At 40.8% G+C, this 21852-nt stretch carries 20 protein-coding genes; 18 read left to right on the forward strand and 2 right to left on the reverse strand.

Translation table 11 applies throughout. The features are described from left to right. Positions 1 to 155 precede the first annotated feature (155 nt). From rplU to lolA, 3 genes are all read left to right on the forward strand, one after another. On the forward strand, positions 156 to 467 hold the full coding sequence (gene rplU / locus FHK88_RS13215; RefSeq protein ID WP_227431179.1) for a 50S ribosomal protein L21: 312 nt from the start codon (positions 156 to 158) through the stop codon (positions 465 to 467). Between the two features lie 63 nt (positions 468 to 530). Then, complete coding sequence (rpmA, locus tag FHK88_RS13220; RefSeq protein ID WP_227431180.1) at positions 531 to 788, forward strand: 50S ribosomal protein L27; 258 nt, start codon at positions 531 to 533, stop codon at positions 786 to 788. Positions 789 to 1196: 408 nt separating this feature from the next. After that, positions 1197 to 1862, forward strand: coding sequence for an outer membrane lipoprotein chaperone LolA (gene lolA, locus FHK88_RS13225; protein ID WP_227431181.1), 666 nt, complete (start codon positions 1197 to 1199; stop codon positions 1860 to 1862). A 634-nt stretch (positions 1863 to 2496) separates the two neighbouring features. On the opposite strand, the gene FHK88_RS13230 is transcribed toward lolA, so the two are convergent. Continuing rightward, on the reverse strand, positions 2497 to 2646 hold the full coding sequence (locus tag FHK88_RS13230) for a hypothetical protein (protein ID WP_227431182.1): 150 nt from the start codon (positions 2644 to 2646) through the stop codon (positions 2497 to 2499). Positions 2647 to 2685: 39 nt separating this feature from the next. Here FHK88_RS13230 and ndhC point away from each other — a divergent pair, with 39 nt between their 5' ends. From ndhC to FHK88_RS13305, 15 genes are all read left to right on the forward strand, one after another. Beyond that, positions 2686 to 3300 (forward strand): NADH-quinone oxidoreductase subunit A, encoded by a 615-nt coding sequence (gene ndhC / locus FHK88_RS13235; RefSeq protein ID WP_227431253.1) that lies wholly within the window; start codon positions 2686 to 2688, stop codon positions 3298 to 3300. Between the two features lie 202 nt (positions 3301 to 3502). Continuing rightward, positions 3503 to 4171: a NuoB/complex I 20 kDa subunit family protein gene (locus FHK88_RS13240; protein ID WP_227431183.1), complete on the forward strand. Its 669-nt coding sequence runs from the start codon at positions 3503 to 3505 to the stop codon at positions 4169 to 4171. 67 nt (positions 4172 to 4238) lie between these two features. Beyond that, a complete protein-coding gene (gene nuoC / locus FHK88_RS13245; protein ID WP_227431184.1) occupies positions 4239 to 6026 on the forward strand; it encodes an NADH-quinone oxidoreductase subunit C/D in 1788 nt (595 codons plus the stop codon). Positions 6027 to 6086: 60 nt separating this feature from the next. Beyond that, positions 6087 to 6596, forward strand: coding sequence for an NADH-quinone oxidoreductase subunit NuoE (gene nuoE / locus FHK88_RS13250; RefSeq protein ID WP_227431254.1), 510 nt, complete (start codon positions 6087 to 6089; stop codon positions 6594 to 6596). Continuing rightward, positions 6593 to 8044, forward strand: coding sequence for an NADH-quinone oxidoreductase subunit NuoF (gene nuoF / locus FHK88_RS13255; RefSeq protein WP_227431185.1), 1452 nt, complete (start codon positions 6593 to 6595; stop codon positions 8042 to 8044). The genes nuoE and nuoF overlap by 4 nt, the downstream gene beginning before the upstream one ends. A 10-nt stretch (positions 8045 to 8054) precedes the next feature. Then, positions 8055 to 8753: a DUF1566 domain-containing protein gene (locus FHK88_RS13260; protein ID WP_227431186.1), complete on the forward strand. Its 699-nt coding sequence runs from the start codon at positions 8055 to 8057 to the stop codon at positions 8751 to 8753. A gap of 153 nt (positions 8754 to 8906) precedes the next feature. Beyond that, positions 8907 to 11972 (forward strand): NADH-quinone oxidoreductase subunit NuoG, encoded by a 3066-nt coding sequence (gene nuoG / locus FHK88_RS13265; protein WP_227431187.1) that lies wholly within the window; start codon positions 8907 to 8909, stop codon positions 11970 to 11972. A gap of 53 nt (positions 11973 to 12025) precedes the next feature. Then, positions 12026 to 13018, forward strand: a complete 993-nt coding sequence (gene nuoH / locus FHK88_RS13270) for an NADH-quinone oxidoreductase subunit NuoH (RefSeq protein ID WP_227431255.1) — start codon at positions 12026 to 12028, stop codon at positions 13016 to 13018. A gap of 35 nt (positions 13019 to 13053) precedes the next feature. Then, the gene (nuoI, locus tag FHK88_RS13275; RefSeq protein ID WP_227431188.1) at positions 13054 to 13614 is read left to right on the forward strand and encodes an NADH-quinone oxidoreductase subunit NuoI; all 561 of its coding nucleotides are present in this window, start codon (positions 13054 to 13056) and stop codon (positions 13612 to 13614) included. After that, complete coding sequence (gene nuoJ / locus FHK88_RS13280; protein WP_227431189.1) at positions 13611 to 14351, forward strand: NADH-quinone oxidoreductase subunit J; 741 nt, start codon at positions 13611 to 13613, stop codon at positions 14349 to 14351. The genes nuoI and nuoJ overlap by 4 nt, the downstream gene beginning before the upstream one ends. Before the next feature lie 113 nt (positions 14352 to 14464). Continuing rightward, positions 14465 to 14815, forward strand: a complete 351-nt coding sequence (gene nuoK, locus FHK88_RS13285) for an NADH-quinone oxidoreductase subunit NuoK (RefSeq protein WP_264480694.1) — start codon at positions 14465 to 14467, stop codon at positions 14813 to 14815. Between the two features lie 5 nt (positions 14816 to 14820). Further along, entirely contained in the window at positions 14821 to 16695 is a 1875-nt protein-coding gene (nuoL, locus tag FHK88_RS13290; RefSeq protein WP_227431190.1) for an NADH-quinone oxidoreductase subunit L, read from the forward strand. Between the two features lies 1 nt (position 16696). Then, a complete protein-coding gene (nuoM, locus tag FHK88_RS13295; protein WP_227431191.1) occupies positions 16697 to 18382 on the forward strand; it encodes an NADH-quinone oxidoreductase subunit M in 1686 nt (561 codons plus the stop codon). A gap of 3 nt (positions 18383 to 18385) precedes the next feature. Beyond that, the gene (locus FHK88_RS13300) at positions 18386 to 19861 is read left to right on the forward strand and encodes an NADH-quinone oxidoreductase subunit N (protein WP_227431192.1); all 1476 of its coding nucleotides are present in this window, start codon (positions 18386 to 18388) and stop codon (positions 19859 to 19861) included. Positions 19862 to 20020: 159 nt separating this feature from the next. After that, positions 20021 to 20884, forward strand: a complete 864-nt coding sequence (locus FHK88_RS13305) for a ferredoxin--NADP reductase (RefSeq protein ID WP_227431193.1) — start codon at positions 20021 to 20023, stop codon at positions 20882 to 20884. A 126-nt stretch (positions 20885 to 21010) separates the two neighbouring features. Here FHK88_RS13305 and FHK88_RS13310 read toward each other — a convergent pair whose 3' ends face one another. After that, on the reverse strand, positions 21011 to 21751 hold the full coding sequence (locus FHK88_RS13310) for a hypothetical protein (protein ID WP_319800169.1): 741 nt from the start codon (positions 21749 to 21751) through the stop codon (positions 21011 to 21013). Between the last annotated feature and the right edge of the window lie 101 nt (positions 21752 to 21852).

The raw sequence follows: 21852 nt of genomic DNA on the forward strand, positions 1-21852 counted from the left end.
GTATCCATAGCCAACTCAATGAGAAATTATAATGACTTCTTGCAATCAGTTATAAAATTGCGTACAATTTCGCCTTTATATTTTTCCCTGTCGTGTTCGTTAGAAAAGCGTTGCCATTACGGTAACCACGGCACACGGGTTAAACGGAGCCTAAGATGTACGCAGTAATTAAAAGTGGTGGTAAACAACATCGCGTCAGTGTCGATGAAACATTGAAAGTTGAGCTATTAAAAGCAGAAAAAGGCGAGACAATTAAGATTGAAGATGTCTTAATGGTTGTCGATGGCTCAGATGTAAAAGTTGGTCAGCCTATCGTTGAAGGTGCTAGTGTTGAAGCTGAAGTGGTTGAGCATGGTCGCGGTGAAAAAATTCGCATCATCAAGCACAAACGTCGTAAGCATTATCACAAAGAGCAAGGTCATCGTCAGTGGTACACTTTGCTAAAAATCAAAGCAATTAACGCCTAATTTTAAGACGCTATTTGCTTTTGATGCATAAACGATAAGTCATATTTACAAGGAGATTTTCTCATGGCACATAAAAAGGCCGCAGGTTCAACTCGAAACGGACGTGATTCTAACCCTAAAATGCTTGGCGTAAAAGTATTTGGTGGTCAGGATGTCGTCGCTGGTAACATCATCGTTCGTCAACGTGGTACAGAATTCCATCCTGGCGTTGGTGTTGGTATGGGACGTGACCATACACTATTTGCATTGACAGATGGTGTGGTTAAATTTGAGACAAAAGGTCAATTTAACCGTCGCTATGTATCAGTACAGTCTGCTTAATTGTTGATTAGTAGGCTAAGCGATTAGCTGTATAGACTGTTTGATAACGCATTATCAAAAAGCCTTTATCATAAAACTATGATAAAGGCTTTTGTTTATTCTGGTTCTGTATTATGTAGTAGCATTTGTTGTATTTTTAAATTTTTCCACTATAGAGAGTTACATAGCAGTAGTGTTCTTTGCAATTTAAAACTAGCTGTGTAAGAAAAAAACTGTCAAAATTCATCTTATCTAAACAGCTTTTATGTATTAGGCATTTTGCTGGCTATTTTTTATGGTTAAAGAATTTTGAAACCGTTAAGGTGTTGCTCTCAGTCTCCTTGTATCTGTTTGAGACTTCTTCGACTATAGCTGAGCTTAATGGTTAGATTTTATAATTTTTAGATTTTATAATTTAAGGAATAAACGATGACAAAGAACATGATGAAAGCAGTACTAGGTAGTACTTTAATGGGAGCAGTATTGTTTTCTGCACCAATACTGACAGTGACTCAAACAGCAAATGCAGCAGCTACAGACAATCTTAATGCAGCCGAGAAGTTGAGTCCTCTACTGAGTGGTGTAAAAAGTATGACAGCAAACTTTACTCAGACGACGCAGGGTGCAGGCGCGCGTAATGGCAACTTCTCTGGTACAATGAGTGTACAGCGCCCAAATCAGTTCCGTTGGCAGACTGCATCACCTGCTGAGCAGTTGATTGTTGCTAATGGTGATACGTTATGGGTATATGATAAAGACTTAAAACAAGCAACAAAGCAAAATGTTGATAGACAGGTCGGTAATACACCAGCACTGCTATTATCAGGTGATCCGAAACGTATCGCTGAGAATTTTAAGGTTACTCAGCCAAATACCAGTCGTAACTATTTTGAGCTATATCCAAAATCTAGCAATGCAAATTTCCAAAAGTTAGGCATTAGCTTCAACTCAGGTAAGCCTGTGCGTATGGTTTTAATTGATAGCTTAGGGCAGACAACGTCAATTAGATTTAGCAATGTACGTCTCAATGGTAATATCAGTGCATCGAAGTTTTCATTTACGCCACCAGAAGGTGTGGATGTGATTAATCAGTAGATAATTAGCTAGGGGCTGTTGAACATTCATCTTCATAGGAAAAATTGAGAAAAATTTGACTTAGTCAAGGCAATGAACGCAGAATAAGGCAAATTCAGCCAATTTTTACATGAAAGTAAAAAATAGCTGTATGTCTTGTAGGTATTAGCCTAACGGGGTGAATGTTCAACAGACCCTACTATATCGATACATTTTTTTTCAAAATATCAAATATAATCATATGGATATGAAGGCTGCTTTTAATAAGAAGTAGCCTTTTTTCTTGTGCAGCCTAGGTGTGTAAAGGCTTTCACTGTTTTAATAAAGCAAAAATAGTGACTTATAGTTTTTATGAAAAACTGGCTTTTGTCTTTTAAAAAAAGTATAGTAGTATTTCGTATTTATGCCAGTTATTGCAAAAGCTCGGTTAATAGTTTTTATTTATTAGATAAATCACAAATTTACATATTTTTATATTATATGTAATCAACAGTGGATAGCGTGGTTTTTTTACTGATAGTAATAATAAATAAAAGTCATCGACCCAGTGAATATGCGCTATAGCCAGCGAGTATTAAATTATAATTATATTTACTCAAATGTATGTCATCAATGATGCCATCATTTAAGTCTCATATAATGCCCCTCTGTTTGCCTACTCTATCGTCTGTATAGAAGACAGCAGTGGTATGTCAAAATAAGGATTTATGCCTTGTTGTGACATACTTGGTTGGTCAATGGCTATCATCACACGTTCCCCTTTGCACTTGACTGGTGCTATCTTTTTATCATGACTTATTAACATCTTAGCGCGTCTTAAATGTCGTGAGGAGCGTTCATCATGATGTCTGCCTTTAATTGGTCAGCACTTGCTTTTATTCTAGCAGCCATTGGCTTGGTTATCTTTATGCTGGTTGTGCCTCGTCTATTAGGGGGACGCTCTCAAGGCTCGCAAAAAGAAGAAATATTTGAGTCAGGTGTTGTTGGTGCTGGTAATGCACGTATTAGGCTGTCTGCCAAGTTCTACTTAGTTGCCATCTTCTTTGTTATTTTCGATTTAGAAGCATTGTATTTATATGCCTATGCTGTGTCTGTTAAAGAGGCAGGCTGGGCAGGGTTTATTACGGCTGCAACTTTTGTGGTTGATTTATTAATTGGTTTGATTTATGCGTTAAGTTTGGGGGCTTTAAATTGGGCCCCAGCAGATAAACGCCGTAAAAAGCAGCGCCTTCAGTCCGCACCTGTTGGATTTAATTTGGCAGATATCACACGTTTTAATGGTATTGATGAGCTGCATACTGATCCAACAGGGAAAGTGCCAGCACAGTCGTCTGGACAGATTAATGTCTCTAATGATATTGCAGCCAATCGTGCGCATTTAGCTAATATTGATCATATTAATAAGACGGGACATATTACCAGTGTGGACTTTACAGATACCTCTGTAAAAAAGACTTAAAAACTAAATATTTAAGACAGTTGTTTCTGCAAGAATATTAAGATATTTATTTGATTTTCTTGATGATTAAAATAGAGTTGGATTCATAATAATTTTTATTAAAAAGTTTTTTGATAGATTGTTTTTGTAGCTAAGTTTTTGATAAATAGTAGTTTGTTTGTTATTTCGTTATGGTTTCGCCATTTAAGATAGGTTGTGTGTCATGAAATATACCTTAACCCGTGCTAATCCCGATGCAGATACTTATCCTGCGCAGACTCGTCAGACGGTAAATGACCCGATAGAAGATGAGGTCAATAAGAATGTCTTTATGGGTAAGCTTGAGGAGATGGTGAACGCGTCTGCGAATTGGGGACGTAAAAATTCACTTTGGCCATTTAATTTTGGGACATCATGTTGCTATGTTGAGTATGCGACAACATTGACAGCCGTACATGATTTGTCTCGCTTTGGTGCAGAGGTGATTCGTGCTTCCCCTCGTCAGGCTGATGTGATGATTGTCGCTGGTACGTGTTTTATTAAGATGGCACCTGTTATTCAGCGTTTATATGAGCAAATGCTTGAGCCTAAATGGGTGATTTCGATGGGTGCATGTGCTAATTCAGGCGGTATGTACGATATTTATTCGGTGGTACAAGGGGTCGATAAAATTATTCCTGTTGATGTTTATGTACCGGGATGTCCACCTCGTCCAGAGGCCTTGATACAGGCATTGATGTTGTTACAGGAGTCGATTAGCAAAGAGCGTCGTCCACTGGGTATTCATGTGAAGGATCAGGGTATATATCAACCACAAATGCTACCAGAGCGAGACCGCAAACAGGCAGATCGTATTGCTGTTAAAAATTTGCGTAGCCCAGATAGTATTTAATGAGTTGTTGTAGAGCTTGGTAGCGTTTTTTGGTGTTGTTATAAGGTGATTAAGGGAAGCCACATTTATGGTTATGGCAGTGAATAATCAAGATAGTAATCATAGTGCTGATGCGCAGTCAGTACCGGCGGTGTTACGTGAGCTGGGCCATAAGTTTTCTGGAAAGTTTGTGCAACAAGCAACCGCAGATGGTATTCCCACAATTTGGGTTGCTCGTGAAGACGTATTCAATATTTTAATGTTTTTGCGTACGCTACCTAAGCCATATGTCATGTTATTAGATTTGTCGGCGGTTGATGAGCGCTTGCGTCAGCACCGTCAAGGGCTTCCAGCCAGTGATTTTACAGTGTTTTATCACTTGATGTCACTTGAGCGTAATAGTGATATTCGCGTGAAAGTAGCATTATTTGAGGATGATTTAAAGACACCAACTGCAACTAAAATCTGGCCAAATGCCAATTGGTATGAGCGTGAAGTGTGGGATATGTTTGGTATCGTTTTTGACGGTCACCCACATTTAACCCGTATTTTACTGCCAAAATATTGGGAAGGACATCCTCTGCGTAAAGAATATCATGCTCGGGCAACGGAATTTACGCCTTATTTTCTAAACGCTGCCAAACAGCAGTTTGAGCAAGAAAACTTACGCTTTGTCCCAGAAGAGTGGGGAATGAAACGCTCTGGGCGTGATGAAGATTTTATGTTTTTGAACATTGGTCCAAACCATCCTTCGGCTCATGGTGCATTTCGTTTGGTGTTACAGCTAGATGGTGAGGAAATCATCGACTGTATCCCTGATATCGGTTATCACCATCGTGGCGCTGAAAAGATGGCAGAACGGCAAACGTGGCATTCATTTATCCCTTATACCGATAGGATTGACTATTTGGGTGGGGTAATGAATGAGCTGCCTTATGTGATGGCGGTAGAAAAGCTGGCAGGTATTACTGTACCAGATAGGGCAATGACCATTCGTATTATGATGAGTGAGTTTTTCCGTATCACCAATAATCTGCTGTATTTTGGTACGTTTATTCAAGATGCTGGTGGTATGACCCCTGTTTTTTATATGTTTACTGACCGTCAAAAAGCCTATGATGTGATTGAGGCGGTGACTGGTTATCGTATGCATCCTGCATGGTTCCGTATCGGTGGTACGGCGGCTGATTTGCCACGTGGTTGGCATAAGTTGGTGCGAGAGTTTTTGGATTGGATGCCAAAGCGCCTTGACGAATATGTGAAGGCGGCAATGAAAAATACGGTACTACAAGGACGTACACAAAATGTCGCTCAATATGATGCCAAGCAAGCATTGGCTTGGGGTGTGACAGGGGCAGGTTTGCGAGCCACTGGTGTTGAGTTTGACCTGCGTAAAGCCCGTCCTTATATGGGTTATGAGAATTTTGAGTTCGAAATCCCTGTATTTTATAACGGTGATGCTTATGACCGTTGTATGGTTAAAATTGAGGAAATTCGTCAGTCACTGCGTATCATTCGTCAGTGTCTCGATAATATGCCTGAAGGTCCTTATAAAGCCAGCCACCCATTGGCAGTACCGCCACCTAAAGACCGTACTTTAAATGACATTGAAACCTTGATTAACCACTTTATTTCGGTGTCTTGGGGACCGGTGATGCCAGCAGGTGAGTCGTGCATGATGGTCGAAGGTGTCAAAGGGATTAACAGTTATTATGTCACTTCTGACAAATCGACCATGAGCTATCGTACCCGTATTCGTACACCGACATTTGCACATCTGCAACAAATGCCATCAGTGATTAATGGTTCGTTGGTATCAGATGCGATTATTTATTTAGCCAGTATTGATATTGTGATGGCGGATTCTGACCGTTAGTTTTAGTAAGACAAATAGCAATAGTTAGTAGCCTTATCCGTAGGGAAAGATATAGCAATGATTAAAATTGTTTCTGACAAAGCCCCAAAAGTTGATATAGCCAGTATTTTGACTGAGCAGGAAATTGATGCGATACATGAGTATATGCACCATTATCCACAGGCTCGGGCAGCCTCATTGGACGCTTTAAAATATGTACAGCGTCGTAATGGCTGGGTGAACGATGCTCAGGTGAATGCGATTGCCAATATTTTAGATGTGCCAGTGACAGATATTGAAGGGGTGGCAACTTTTTTTAATCGTATTTATCGCTCGCCTGTGGGTCGACATGTGATTTTGATATGTGATTCGATTGCTTGTTATTTGACTGGCTATGAAGCACTGGCAGCTGAGCTAAAAAATCAGCTTGGTATTGAGTATGGTCAGACGACCAGCGATGGACGTTTTACTTTATTACCCATTTGTTGTTTGGGCAATTGTGATAAAGGCCCTGCGGTATTGATTGATGAGGATACCTATGGACCCGTTCAGCCAGAGGAAGTTGCACAGTTATTGGAGCTATACGCATGAGTCAGACTATCGCCGAACAGATTGCCAGCCGCCAAGCAGGAAAAGCACCAAGCCAGCTTAATAGCCAACGTATCCCCATTTATGGTGATAAAGAGCAGGCTACGATAGAGACTAAGCCTTTGACATGGCGTTTAGCACATCATGATGCTGTCTTAGATTTGCAGACGTATCAAACGTTACGAGGCTTTGAAGGGTTAAAAAATGCCTTAGAAACAGATCATAAAGATGTTGCTAATATGATTAAGGCTGCAAACGTACGTGGGCGTGGTGGTGCAGGTTTTAATGCAGGGTTAAAGTGGTCGTTTATGTCACCTCCAGATGGTGGCCCTCGCTATTTGATTTGTAATGCTGATGAGATGGAGCCGGGGACATTCAAAGACCGCCTGCTAATGGAGCGCCTACCTTTTCAATTAATCGAAGGCATGCTCATTACTGCTTATGCAATCGGGGCATCATCAGGATATATATTTATCCGTGGCGAGTATATCTTAGCGGCAGAGCGTTTAAGTCGTGCTATTGATGAGTTGCTTGCCAATAATCTGCTTGGTGACAATATTTTAGGCACTGATTTTAGTTTTGACTTACATGTGCATACAGGGGCAGGGCGTTATATTTGTGGTGAAGAAACAGCACTGATTAACTGTTTAGAAGGTCGCCGTGCTAACCCTCGTACCAAGCCCCCTTTTCCACAGATTTCTGGGGCATGGGGTCGTCCAACAGTGGTTAACAATGTTGAGACGCTTAGTAATATGCCAGCGATTATGGTAAATGGTGTTGATTGGTATCAAGAGCTACCCAAATCATTGGGACGTAGTGAAACACCCGGAACCAAAATCTTTGGTTGCTCAGGTCTGGTCAATGATGCAGGCTTGTGGGAGTTGCCTTTTGGTTATACGGCACGTGAGATTATTGAAGACTTTGCAGGCGGGATGAAAGATGGACGCACCCTCAAAGCATGGTTGCCCGGTGGTGCATCGACAGATTTTTTGACCACAGAGCATTTAGATACCCCAATGGACTTTGATGCGATTCAAAAAGCGGGCAGTCGTATGGGGACTGGGCTAATTATGGTGGTTGATGAGTCTCAAGATATGGTGGCATTGCTACAAAACTTAGAGACCTTCTTTCAGCGTGAATCTTGTGGGTGGTGTACGCCGTGTCGTGATGGTTTGCCGTGGGGTGTGAAGTTATTAACAGCGATTAATCATGGTCAAGGTCAGCTTGGTGATGTCGAAAAACTACAAGGTTTGACCCGTGATTTATGGCTAGGTAAAACTTTTTGTGCGCATGCTCCGGGTGCAATGGAGCCTTTGATGAGTGCACTGAAATATTTCCGTCATGAATTTGATAGCAAGATTGAGCAGGCGGTTGGGGTTCAGGCAATAGATGCAGTAAAGTCTGCAAAAAAACAGCCAGCTAAACCAGTGAAAGAAGCGGTTAGCCAGTAAATAGATTGACATGAGTTCTGTACAATGGAATGAACGAGCCATGGTAAAACATCACTTAACCAATAAACTAGCTCAAACAGTTGTCTTGGGAATGCCGATTGGGCTATCAGCCGTCTTAATTTCAATATTATCAGGGTGTGTGACTGCTCAACATACTACTTATCCTAATGGTGAGAGAAATACTGATATAAAGAGAGGTATTTTGATAGATCATTACACAGTTTTTGATGATGGTACAGCGATAGATAATGATACTCGTATGATGTGGTCACGCTGTAGTATTGGGCAAACGTGGAATGGTAAAACCTGTATTGGTGAAGCAAATAAATATACGTGGAATGAAGCAGTTGATGCTGTTAAGCAGTTAAATACTGAAAATTATTTGGGTTATGACGATTGGCAAATGCCACATATCGAAGATTTACATAGTCTGATTTATTGTAATAAAGGATTTGTAGAGATGCGAAACATTCCAACAAAAATGAATACTGAAAAACAGGTTGGATGGTTTTGTCAAGGTGGTGATTATGGATACCAAAAGCCCACGATTAATCAACAGGCATTTCCCAATACAATAAAACGTTTTTATTGGTCATCTTCGGTACAACAAGATGATTATATGTGGGGAATATATTTTGATGATGGTTATTCTCTTTATCATAAAAAGCATGATAGACACTATGTACGCCCCATACGTTTAGTACAGTAATAGCAATAGTTTTTAGATAAATTGATATAAAGTGTTATTAAAATTAGCAAGCGATAGCAAGCAAAATGACCTTTGTTATTTATGTGTGAGTAAAGCCATAAAATGGTGCAATCTAGGCATAAATGACAAGTTTTAGATAACAGAGAGATACAAATGGCAGTCATTCATATTGATGGAAAAACGGTCGAAGTTGATGGAGCAGACAATCTGTTGCAAGCTTGTTTGTCTTTAGGTATCGACGTTCCCTATTTTTGTTATCATCCTGCGTTAGGCTCAGTGGGGTCGTGCCGTCAATGTGCGGTCAAGCAGTTTAATAATAAAGAAGACATGGAGTCTGGGCGTGGACGTTTGGTAATGTCTTGTATGGTTGCCCCGACTGATGATATGTATATCTCAATCGACGATAAAGAGGCAAAAGAGTTTCGCCAGTCTATCGTTGAGTTTTTAATGACCAATCACCCCCATGACTGTCCAACTTGTGAAGAGGGTGGTCATTGTCATTTACAAGACATGACTTATATGTCTGGACATAATCAGCGTCGTTATCGCTTTACCAAACGTACGCATCAAAACCAAGATCTAGGTCCTTTTATTGCCCATGAGATGAACCGTTGTATCGCTTGCTATCGCTGTGTCCGCTTTTATAAAGATTATGCAGGTGGTGAAGATTTAGGGGTCTATGCGTCTAATAATCGTGTGTATTTTGGACGTGATAAAGATGGACAGTTTGAAAGTGAGTTTTCAGGAAATTTAACTGAAGTTTGCCCGACAGGTGTGTTTACTGATAAAACCCATTCTGAGCGTTATAATCGTAAATGGGATATGCAATATGCCCCAAGTGTTTGTCATGGCTGTTCGGCAGGGTGCAATATTTCACCAGGTGAGCGTTATGGGGAGTTGCGCCGTATTGAAAATCGTTATAACGGTGAGGTAAATCGTTATTTCTTATGTGATTTGGGGCGTTTTGGCTATGGTTATGTGAACCGTAAAGACCGTCCTATCCAAGCAATTGAGCGTATTAATGATAAAAACGTCAAGATTAATATTGATTATGCGCTTGATGAGACAGTGAAGCGTTTAAAAGATAAAAAAGTGATTGGTATTGGGTCGCCTCGTGCCAGTTTAGAGACCAATTTTGCTTTAAAAAAACTGGTTGGTTTTGATAAGTTTTCAACGGGATTAAATAGTCATCAGCAACAGTTGGTTGAAAAGTGTATTGAGGTATTGTCCACTGAAGACATTCATAACCCAAGTATTACTGAGATAGAATCTCATGACGCTGTTTTGATATTGGGTGAAGACATTACTCAGACTTCATCACGGGTAGCATTGGCAGTACGTCAGGCTGCAAAAAATAAAGCAGTAAAAATGGCGGCTGCGTTAAAAACTCAAGAGTGGTTAGCAGAGCCAGTACAGCGTATCGGTCAAAAAGAATATAGCCCTGTCTATATTATTGATGCTGTGCAAACTAAGCTAGATGATATTAGTAAAGTGAGCTGTGTGGCAACACCAGAGGATATTACCAAACTTGGCTATGCCATTGCTGAGCAGATTAATCATTTGTCTGATGATTTAGAGCAGATTAAGCAATCTGGAGGTACATGCGAAGTAGTAAATGATGAAGCATCACATGATATTAATTCAGATGCAGATTTAGATGCTATGACAGAGCTGGCAAGACAAATAGCTTATGACTTAGTGACTGCTGATAAACCCTTGGTTGTCTCTGGTACAAGTCTATTTAATGTCTCTATCATTGAGGCGGCTGCACAAGTAACACAAGCATTAACCAGTAAGCGTCAAGCAATCAAAACAACTGAGCTTGAGCATATAGAAATTCACAATGCCAGAGTGCGGGCGCAACAAGAGCAACCAGCAGTAGACAAAGAGCTAGAGGCGAAAGCGAAGCAAAGTGATACAGCTCAAGTAACAAGAGATACTAAAGAAAATTTAGAGCTTAAGCAGGAAGATACAGCTTACCGTAATCAAGCAAGTATTTATCTAAGTGTGCCAGATGCCAATAGTATTGGAGTATGTTTGCTAGGTGGTCAGTCTGTAGAGACATTATTGGCAAGTGAGTTTGATGCTGTGGTTGTGGCAGAGAATCAATTAACTGATGCCATTGATGTTTCACGACTGGCTGACTTATTAGAGAATAAAACAGTCATTGCTTTAGATCATCAGTTTTTAGCTTGGCATCAGTTTGTTGATTTGGTATTACCCGCAGCAAGTTTTGCTGAAGCTGATGGTACGTTGGTATCTGCTGAGGGACGAGCGCAACGCTTCTTCCAAGTATATGACAGTAACTACTATCATCCAATGAGTGGTATTAAGGAAGGTTGGCGTTGGTTGCATGCAGTACAAGCAAACTTAGAAGGCTTGCCTATTGACTGGACACAGTTGGATGATGTGATTAGTGCATTGATAGATAGCCATCCGCATTTGCATGGTATTCGTCAAGCAGCCCCTGAAGCAGATTATCGAATCAGTGGATTGAAAATTGCTCGTGAGCCACGCCGTTATTCTGGGCGAACCGCCATGCGTGCGCCGATTTCAGTACATGAACCGATGCAGCCAAAAGATATTGATACGGGTTTGACTTTCTCAATGGAAGGTTACACTGGAGAGCAAACGGATAGCTCAATGATTCCTTTTGCATGGTCGGCTGGCTGGAACTCGCCACAAGCATGGAATAAATATCAAGATAAGGTGGGCGGTCATCTGAAAAAGGGAGACCCTGGAGTGAGGTTGTTTGACCTTATTGAGGCTGAGCAACGGTTGCCAAAACGTGAATATGTCGCACCTGCACAAACCTTCCCTGTTAAGACCAGTATGTTCCAAGGTCGTGCCAAACTTGTCCCTGTCTATAATATTTTTGCTAAATCTGCGATGGCGTATCGTAGTCCTTTAATTGCCTCACAAATGCCTGAAGCTACTTTTTATGTTTCTGCGGAGGATGCAGAGCATTGGCAAGTGTCAGAAGAGGACTGGTTAGCAATCACCACAGATGGTGTACGTATAGAGTTGCCAGTACAGATTGTGCCTTATTTGGCAGAAGGGTGTATTGGTTATCCAGTTGGACAAGTGCCGATTATTCATGGCAATTTGCCAGCATCTGTAATCAAAATAGACCCACCGCAAATCAACGAAATACATGAAACAGCGGATATGGTAGAAGATTCTTTAACAACACAAACAACGGCTACTCAGGGGGCATGACCATGCAAGTAACTCGTATCATTCCTGATGTGCCTAGTTTCTTGGCAGGTAGTATGAGCTATGCTACTTGGTCGACATTATTTATGGTAGCACAGGCATTAGTTATCTTTTTGTCTGTGGTGATTGTGGCTGCTTTGATGATTATCTATGAGCGCCGTATGCTCGCATTATGGCAGGATAGATATGGCCCTAATCGGGTAGGACCTTTTGGGTCATTACAGCTGGTTGCTGATATGCTCAAAATCTTCTTTAAGGAAGACTGGACACCAAAGTTTGCTGATAAGTTTATGTTTACTCTAGCGCCAGCTATTGCCATGTTTACGGCTCTGGCATCATTTGCCATTATTCCTATCTCACCAACACTTGGTGTTGCTGACTGGAACATTGGTATTTTATTTTTCTTTGCCATGGCAGGTATGGCAGTTTATGCGGTGATGTTTGGTGGTTGGGCATCAGCAAATAAATACTCTTTACTAGGTGGCTTGCGCTCAGCAGCACAGACGATTAGTTATGAAGTGTTTTTAGGCTTGTCATTGATGGGTATTGTGGCTATGACAGGCTCATTCAATTTGCGTGAGATTGTTGAAGCACAATCTGGTGGCTTATTGCACTGGAATGTCTTTCCACAGTTCTTGGGCTTTTTGACCTTTGTGGTTGCAGGTGTGGCTGTGACTCACCGTCATCCGTTTGACCAGCCAGAGGCAGAGCAAGAGCTGGCGGAAGGTTATCATGTTGAATATTCAGGTATGAAGTTTGGTATGTTCTTTATTGGTGAGTATGTCAATGTGGTGCTGATTTCAGCCTTGATGACTTGTTTGTTCTTTGGTGGTTGGATGCCATTAATAGATACAGGTTTTACCATATTGCCACCTGCTTTTTGGTTTATGATTAAGACATTGTTTTTTATGACCATGTTTGTCTTGGCGCGGGGCTCTTTGATGCGCCCACGCTATGATCAGGTGATGAATTTTGGTTGGAAAGTATGTCTACCAGTTACTTTGGTTAATTTATTGGCAACAGCAGCCATTATCTTATTGGTTCAATAAGTAAATTTTTTGTAAAAAATGCAAAGGAAAATTCCATGTTAACAGCATTTTTCACTGCTTTGAAAAAAACGGTCATAGGCATATTTACTATTGTCCGCTCAATGTGGATGGTGAATAGTCATGCGTTACGTCCTCGAGATACGATTTTGTATCCAGAGCAGCCCGTTCCAGTTCCACCCAGATTTCGTGGACGTATTGTCTTAACTCGTGACCCTGATGGTGATGAGCGCTGTGTGGCATGTAATCTGTGTGCGGTGGCGTGTCCAGTTGGCTGTATTTCATTACAAAAAGCAGAGCGTGAAGATGGACGCTGGTATCCTGAGTTTTTCCGTATCAACTTCTCACGCTGTGTCTTTTGTGGTATGTGTGAGGAAGCTTGTCCAACCACAGCGATTCAGCTAACACCAGATTTTGAGCTGGGTGAGTATGTACGTCAAAACTTGGTCTATGAAAAAGAGCATTTGCTGATTTCTGGTCCGGGTAAATATCCAGATTATAACTATTATCGAGTAACAGGAATGGCGATTGCTGAAAAGCCAAAAGGGGCGGCACAAAATGAAGCACCACCAGTTGATTTAAGGAGCTTGTTGCCATGACCAGTTTTTTACATTTTTTTGATAATACAGCATTGGTTGGCTTTTATTCGCTAGCGATTGTTGCGATTGTTGCCAGTTTGCGAGTAGTTATTCATGCCAATCCAGTACATGCCATTTTATCAATGATTGTATCGTTACTGGCAGTGGCAGGCATCTTCTTTATTCTCGGTGCACCATTTGCAGGTGCATTGGAAGTGATTGTCTATGCAGGGGCAATTTTAGTGCTGTTTGTCTTTGTGATAATGATGCTGAACTTGGGTGCGGCAAATGATGCCCGTGAAAGTCGTTGGTTATCGGCTCAAGTATGGGCAGTACCAACAGGATTGGCATTGATTATTGCTTTGGTGCTGTTCTCCATGATTGGCTTGGGAACATCTAATCCAAGTATTGATGGCTCAATGGCGATGGTGGCACAAGATACAGTATCTGCAAAGGCAGTGGGGGCAACTTTATTTACACAATATATGTTGTTAGTTGAGGTTGCCGCGATGTTGCTATTAGCGGCTTTAGTGGCAGCTTATCACTTGGGTAAAAAAGCTTTGGATGATGAGAATATTAGTCATAGCAGCCAGCAGTTTCAGCCCAGTGTTGGCAGTATCTCTGAGTATGATAATGAGGATGCTAGTGATGCGGTAGAGATGGCTAAGCCGTATGTATATCAGCCAGTGGATGCCAAAAGCTTTAAGGAAAAAGTTCAAAAAAATAAGATTCAGACAGCAGTTGAGGAGAAGCACTGATGGCACAATCTGCGTTACAGGCTTCACAAAGTCCGACTGAATCATCAGCCCAGCCATTTGCTCATGAGCTATCCATTCATCAAGGTGGTGAGGCTCAAGCAGGTATAGAAATGATGCCATCGACACATTCCAATGGATTTACAGCATCAGAAGCAGTGACAGGTATCCCGATGGGGCATGGATTGGCATTGGCAGGTATTTTATTTGCGATTGGTCTATGTGGGGTAATGGTTCGGCGTAATTTCTTATTTATGCTGATGAGCCTTGAGATTATGATGAATGCAGCTGCATTGGCTTTTGTAGTGGCAGGCAGTCGCTGGGCAAGTCCTGATGGACAAGTTATGTTTATTTTTATTTTGACGTTAGCGGCAGCAGAGGCTTCGATTGGATTGGCGATTTTATTGCAATTTTATCATAAGCGGGGTCATTTAGATGTCGATAGTGCCAATGAGATGAAAGGATAAGTGCCATGAGTTTATTATCATTGACCTTTATATTCCCATTCATTGGCTTTTTGATATTAGCCACAATGCGTGACCGTTTAAGCCAAGATACGGCAAGAGCTGTTGGTGTTGGTAGTATGGGGCTAAGTGCGCTGTGTGCATTGGTCGTATCGATTCAGTTTTTGACAACTTATGAGTCTGGTACTGTCGTCAATATACCTTTGTGGACATGGATGCAAATAGGAGATTTTGCACCAGCTTTTGGATTGAGCTTTGATGGTCTTGCATTGACGATGACAGGTATCATCACTGGCGTGGGCTTTCTGATTCACTTATTCGCATCTTGGTATATGAAGGGTGAGTCTGGTTACTCACGCTTTTTTAGTTATATGAATCTGTTTGTCGCCAGTATGTTATTGCTGGTATTGGCAGATAATTTGTTGCTCTTATATCTTGGCTGGGAAGGTGTTGGTATCTGCTCTTATCTATTAATTGGTTTCTATTTTCATGATAGAGCCAATGGTCGAGCAGCCATTAAGGCATTTACAGTGACCCGTGTGGGTGATGTGTTTTTGGCGTTTGGACTGTTCTTATTGTTCCGTGAGTTTGGGACATTAAATATTCAAGATATTATTACTCAAGCCCCTGCATTATATGCAGTCAATAATCAAAATATGATTTTGGCGACGATGATGCTTGTTGGTGGTGCGATGGGTAAGTCTGCCCAGATTCCATTACATACATGGTTGGCAGATGCAATGGCAGGACCAACGCCTGTATCGGCTTTGATTCATGCGGCAACGATGGTAACGGCAGGTGTCTATTTGATTGCACGGATGCATCCAGTATTCTTATTAACACCAGGTATTTTATTGTATTGGGTCGGTGCCGTTGGTGCGATTACACTTGTAGTGGCTGGTTTTTGTGCTTTGGCACAGACAGATATTAAACGTATCTTGGCCTATTCAACAATGAGCCAAATTGGCTATATGTTTTTAGCACTGGGTGTTGGTGCTTGGCAAGGTGCGATTTTTCACTTGATGACGCATGCTTTCTTTAAGGCATTATTATTCTTATCTTCAGGTGCTGTCATTATTGCTGTTCATCATGAGCAGAACATCTTTAAGATGGGCGGATTACGCAAAAAGATTCCATTGGTATTTTGGAGCTTTATCGTTGGTGGCGGTGCATTGGCAGCTATTCCATTTGTGACCATTGGTTATTATTCAAAAGATGCTATCTTGTGGGAAAGTTATGCTGCAGGACACCAAATGTTGTTTTATATGGGTGTATTTGGGGCATTTTTAACGTCTATATATACCTTTAGAATGATTTGGTTCACCTTTTATGGTGAAGAAAAGACACATGCTCATAAGCTGTCAGGATTATCCTATCAGATACCTTTGGCTGTGTTATTGGTATTATCGACAGGACTTGGTGCATTGATTACGCCACCGCTACAGGGTGTGTTGCCAGAAGGCGTCGGGAAACTTTTAGAAGTGGCTGGTGAGGCACATGGTAAACACTTTGCTGAGTTTACAGCGATGGGGGCAATGCTGGCAGGTGCTGCTGTGGCATACATGCTGTATGTGGTCAATGCTGGTCAATTATTAGCAAAATTTAAAGCGTCTAGCATTGGTGGTGCTATTTATTATTGGTGTTATAACGGCTTGGGTTTTGATGCGTTATATGATTGGATTTTTGTGAAACCATTCTTGTTGATTGGTCGTTTGCTAAAAGTAGATCCAGTGGATAAAACATGGGGTGTTTTACCAATGCTTGCCTCTATTGGAAATAAGGCCGTGGTGGCAATACAAACAGGCTCACTGCGAGGGTATGCTGCTAGCTTTGGTATTGGCATGGCAGTGTTATTGGTACTTGTGATGATGACGGTGGTATAAGATGACTCAATTACAGCTTTCTTGGATGTTACCAGCGCTTATTTCAGTACCTTTTATTGCCGGAATTTTATGCTGGCTGGTTGAAAAGGTCAGTGATAGATTGCCACGCTGGGTAGCATTGTTTGGCATGATTATTACATTTGTCATGACACTCATTTTATGGCAACACGGCGGATTTACTGGTATGAGCCAGCAGGTATATCCTGCGAGTGCTGATTTGCCATGGTTTGCTCAGTTTGATATGCCGTGGATTGATAGCTTTGGGATTCGCTTCCATTTAGCTATGGATGGCTTGTCACTATTGATGGTGGTTTTAACAGCTTTGTTAGGTATTTTAGCTGTAGGTTGTTCTTGGGGTGAGATACAGCGCCGTGTTGGCTTCTTCCATTTGAATTTATTATGGAGTTTGGGTGGCGTTATTGGTGTCTTTTTGGCTATCGATTTGTTTTTGTTCTTCTTCTTTTGGGAGATGATGCTTGTACCGATTTACTTTCTAATTGCGCTTTGGGGACATAATATTCCAGGTGGTAAAAGTAGAGAGTATGCAGCAACTAAGTTCTTTATTTATACTCAGGCATCTGGCTTGATTATGCTGATTGGTATCTTGATTTTGGTGATTGTAAGCTATGCAGCAACTGGAAAAGTAAGCTTTAATTATAATGATTTATTAGGGGTACAACTGGGAGGATGGGAATATCCGATTATGTTGTGTTTCTTTATTGGCTTTGCGGTGAAGTTACCGGTAATGCCTTTTCATGGTTGGTTGCCAGATGCTCATGCCCAAGCACCTACTGCTGGTTCGGTCGATTTGGCTGGTATTTTGATTAAAACAGCAGCTTATGGGTTGTTACGTTTTGTCTTACCATTATTTCCAACTGCATCACAAGAATTTGCACCAATCGCAATAACATTAGGCACAATTGGTATTTTTTATGGAGCATGGTTGGCGTTTGTGCAAACCGATGTCAAGCGCTTACTGGCTTATACCAGTGTATCTCATATGGGCTTTGTGGTATTAGCAATCTATGCAGGTACGTTATTAAGCCTGCAAGGATTGATGGTACAAATGCTGGCTCATGGTTTATCTTCAGCCGCCTTATTTATTATGGCAGGACAGTTATATGAACGTCTACATACGCGTGATTTGACAGTGATGGGTGGTATGTGGGGGCAGTTGCGTTATTATCCTGCATTTTTGATGTTCTTTTGTGCCGCCTTATTAGGTATACCTGGAACAGGGAACTTTATTGGAGAATTCTTAATCCTATTAGGCTCATTTGAGCAGTATCCAGTATTTGTCATTCTGGCGACATTCAGTTTGGTGTGGGCAGGTTTATATTCTTTAATACTGATTTATCGTGCTTTATTTGGACAACCGCAGAAGTTTGAAGCTGTGTCAATGCAACAAGCCTCTTATTCTCATATAGATGAATCAGCAAAAGTGGTAAAAGAACCTGAAGTCAATCCAAGGGTTACGACAAAGCGTCGAATACTCTATGACTTAAATGCACGTGAAATGACGATGTTATTAATATTAGTTGTTGGCTTAGTTTGGTTGGGATTGTTCCCCCAGCAGGTGTTGGATACATCTAGTCAAAGTATGCAATGGATTAATAATGCCTATACTTATCATCAAGTTGTAAATATAGATATGCTGTCAACATTAACAATCGAGGAGGCGCGTTAAGTCATGAATGAATTAATGACGATAGGTTTAAATAGCTTAATGCCATTTGCCTCTATTATTATTGTTGTTTTGACGGTTTTGTTGGTGATGATTTTGATTGCTGCAAAGCGCTCACACTTCATCACGGCAACAATTAGTGTGATTGGATTGAATGCAGCACTGATTGTGCTGATGATGCAAATCTTAGGTTGGTATGCCATACCAGCCGAGATAGTCGTAGACCCTATGTTTGTGGTTGACTCTTTTGCCCAGTTTAACATGGTTGTGATTTTAGTATCATCACTGGCTTGTTTTACCTTATCTTATGCTTATTTTGAGTCATTCAAAGATAAAAAAGAAGAGCTGTATTTATTGATGCTACTCTCTACTATTGGCGCAATGTTGATGGTGTGTGCGCATAATCTTGCCTCATTCTTTATCAGCTTAGAGTTATTGTCCGTGCCATTATATGGCATGCTGGCATATGCTTTTATGCGCAATCAATCGTTAGAGTCGGGTTTAAAGTATCTGGTTTTATCAGCAACTGCCTCTGCGACATTATTGATGGGTATGGCATTTGTGTATGCGGAAGTGGGTACATTAGACTTTAAAGAAATCAGTGTTGCTATGCATTATGTACTAGAGTCACCATTGATGATTCTGGGTGCTACTATGATGTTATTTGCCATCGCTTTCAAGTTATCTGCTGCCCCTTTCCATACATGGACACCTGACGTCTATGAGGGTGCACCAGCGCCAATTGCGACATATCTGGCATCTGTGAGTAAAGTGGCCATGATGGGATTAGCCATTCGTTTCTTAATTGATACAGCCGCCTTAGCAATTGAAAGTTTGCAAATGCTAATGATGGTTATTGCAACGTTATCAATATTGGTAGGTAACTTATTGGCAGTTCGTCAAAATAATTTAAAGCGTCTGCTAGGTTACTCTTCAATTGCTCATATGGGATATGTGCTGGTAGTGGTTGTTAGTATTGGTGCTGCTGCTGAAGTTGTCAGTAATATGTATATGGCAATGTATGCACTGACGTCGATTGGCTCTTTTGGCGTAATTACATTAATGTCAAGCCCTTATCAAGATGCAGGTGAGGCTGATAAACTCAGTTATTATCAAGGCTTATTCTGGCGTCGACCAGTGATGACAGGGATGATGACGATTATGTTGCTATCTTTGGCAGGTATCCCATTGACAGCAGGGTTCATTACCAAGTTTTTTGCAGTGTTATCAGCTGTTCAGGGGATGCAGTGGTTCTTAGCTGTTATGATTGTTGTTGGTAGTGCTATCGGCTTATACTATTATCTACGTGTATTACTGACAATGTATAAACGCCCTCATGGTAATATTAAATTTGATGCGATGCCTCATTGGGGCGCTCAAGTTGGTGGCATCATGATTATGATAGTAACTTTAGTGGTGATTTATTTTGGTATATTACCAAATGACTTGATTATATGGTCGGAGCAGGCACGGATTTGGTAATCTAAAAAGAAATAACTGTATAGACTGTAAAAGGTTGTTTGAGCATATATAGGTGTTGGGTTTATGTTAAACTTAACACCTATTTTTATATAAAAATAGGCTGAATTTTGCTATAAATATGAACATTGATAATAGTTATTAGCCTATGAGTAAGTATTTATGAGTAATAATATTGTGCCGGTACGGGTATTGAGCAAGACAACATGGACACCAAAGCTATTTAGCTTTCGGGTGACACGTCCTAGTAGCTTTAAGTTTACAGCAGGTCAGTTTGTACGTTTGGGTGTCAATCCCAGTCAGCTTACCTACTATAGACAACTGAAGCTGTGTAACCAGCTAGCTGGTTATGACCCTGCTTCTAATTTACAAAGTATGACATGGCTACCTGCAAATACAGATATTTTTCGAGCCTACTCGATTGTTTCATCGCCTTATGATGAAGAGATAGAGTTTTTTTCTATTGTGATTGCTGATGGTGCATTTACCTCACAGCTCCAGCATTTACAAGTTGGTGATGAATTGCTTTTAAATACCACACCTTTTGGATTTTTGACATTGGCACGTTATCAAAAACCATTACCAAAGGATTTATGGTTATTGGCAACAGGAACAGGTGTTGCGCCTTTTCTATCTATGTTACAAGATTTGCAAACATGGCAGGATTATGAACATATTGTTTTGGCATACAGTGCAAGAACATGTGCAGAGCTTGCTTATCTTGAAAAAATTGGGCGACTAGTTGAAGAGTTTGCTCAGTTAGTAGAGAGTCCTGCAACATTTACTTTTGTACCAATTGTGACACGTGAAGAAATGGCAGGTGCATTAGCAGAACGTTTGCCTAAGCTTTTATTAAGTGGTGAGTTAGAAAAGCAGGTTGGTATGAAGTTATTGCCTGAAAGCTCTCATGTTATGCTTTGTGGAAACCCACAGATGGTTGATGATACAAAAGAAGCCTTGAAGCAGATGGGGCTAACCATGAATCGACGTGGTGAGGGCAATATTGCAGTAGAAAACTATTGGTAGTTCAGTCTAGGGTGTTGGGATAAGGAAGGATTAATTAAGTTTGCTTAATGGTGAAGTGTAGGAAACAATAAGGCATCAAAGGAAAGACACCTTGATTCCTACACTCAGTTATACTGACAGCTTATTTTATTCCATGCTAGGGCTGGTTGCATCACTAACTGGTTGGATAGGACCGTCCATCAGTTCTGGTTGATCAGCTGGGGTGACAATGTCTTCGCCGCTGCTATTAATAAACAAGTTTTTAATTTTAACTTGTGACTTTAGTACTAGTTGTTCTTCTTCCACAACACCATAATTCACATGAAACTTATGTAAAGTACTCATGATTTTTTCATTTTTCTTTAACCAGCGATGTATATCTAAGTAAATGATATTATCTTTGGGACGGGCGATATTGATATAACTTAGAATAAAGCCAAGAGGGTCTTTTTTAAGGATTCGATGATAAAACCAGATGACAGCTTTAATTCCTTGTAGTTTTAAAAATGACTGACAGCGTAGTTTTAGTACATCGGTATAGGTCTTTTGCGCAAAAACAAAGCGTTGTACATTGTTATCAATCTGCACATGTACCAGACCAAAGTTACCAGCAACTTCTGCATAGATGCCAGCGACTTCAATTGTACAAAACAGGCGAAACCAGTCATCGTGTAACTCAACTCGCAGCTCTAAAATAGCGTCCACATTATTGGTTACGAATTTTTTGAGTGCATCATTGATATATTGTTGATTCACAGGTAAAGCAAACTCATCATCAACTATATCGGAGGCTTTATCCATCAAGTTTTTTGCTGTTGAGGCAATGTGATACCATGTTTCACTCAGGCTATCTGAGACAGTATCGATAAATGGCTGTGATTCTTGCACAGATTTAATCCTTCTGGTTAAACAAACGAACTTAGTGTTCAATGTATGAAGAGTGTGTTTTCAAGTGTTTGCAATGATGCTAACTGAAGTTGTCATGAATG

Origin of the sequence: Psychrobacter sp. I-STPA6b, assembly GCF_020662265.1 — a bacterium.
Taxonomy (GTDB): domain Bacteria; phylum Pseudomonadota; class Gammaproteobacteria; order Pseudomonadales; family Moraxellaceae; genus Psychrobacter.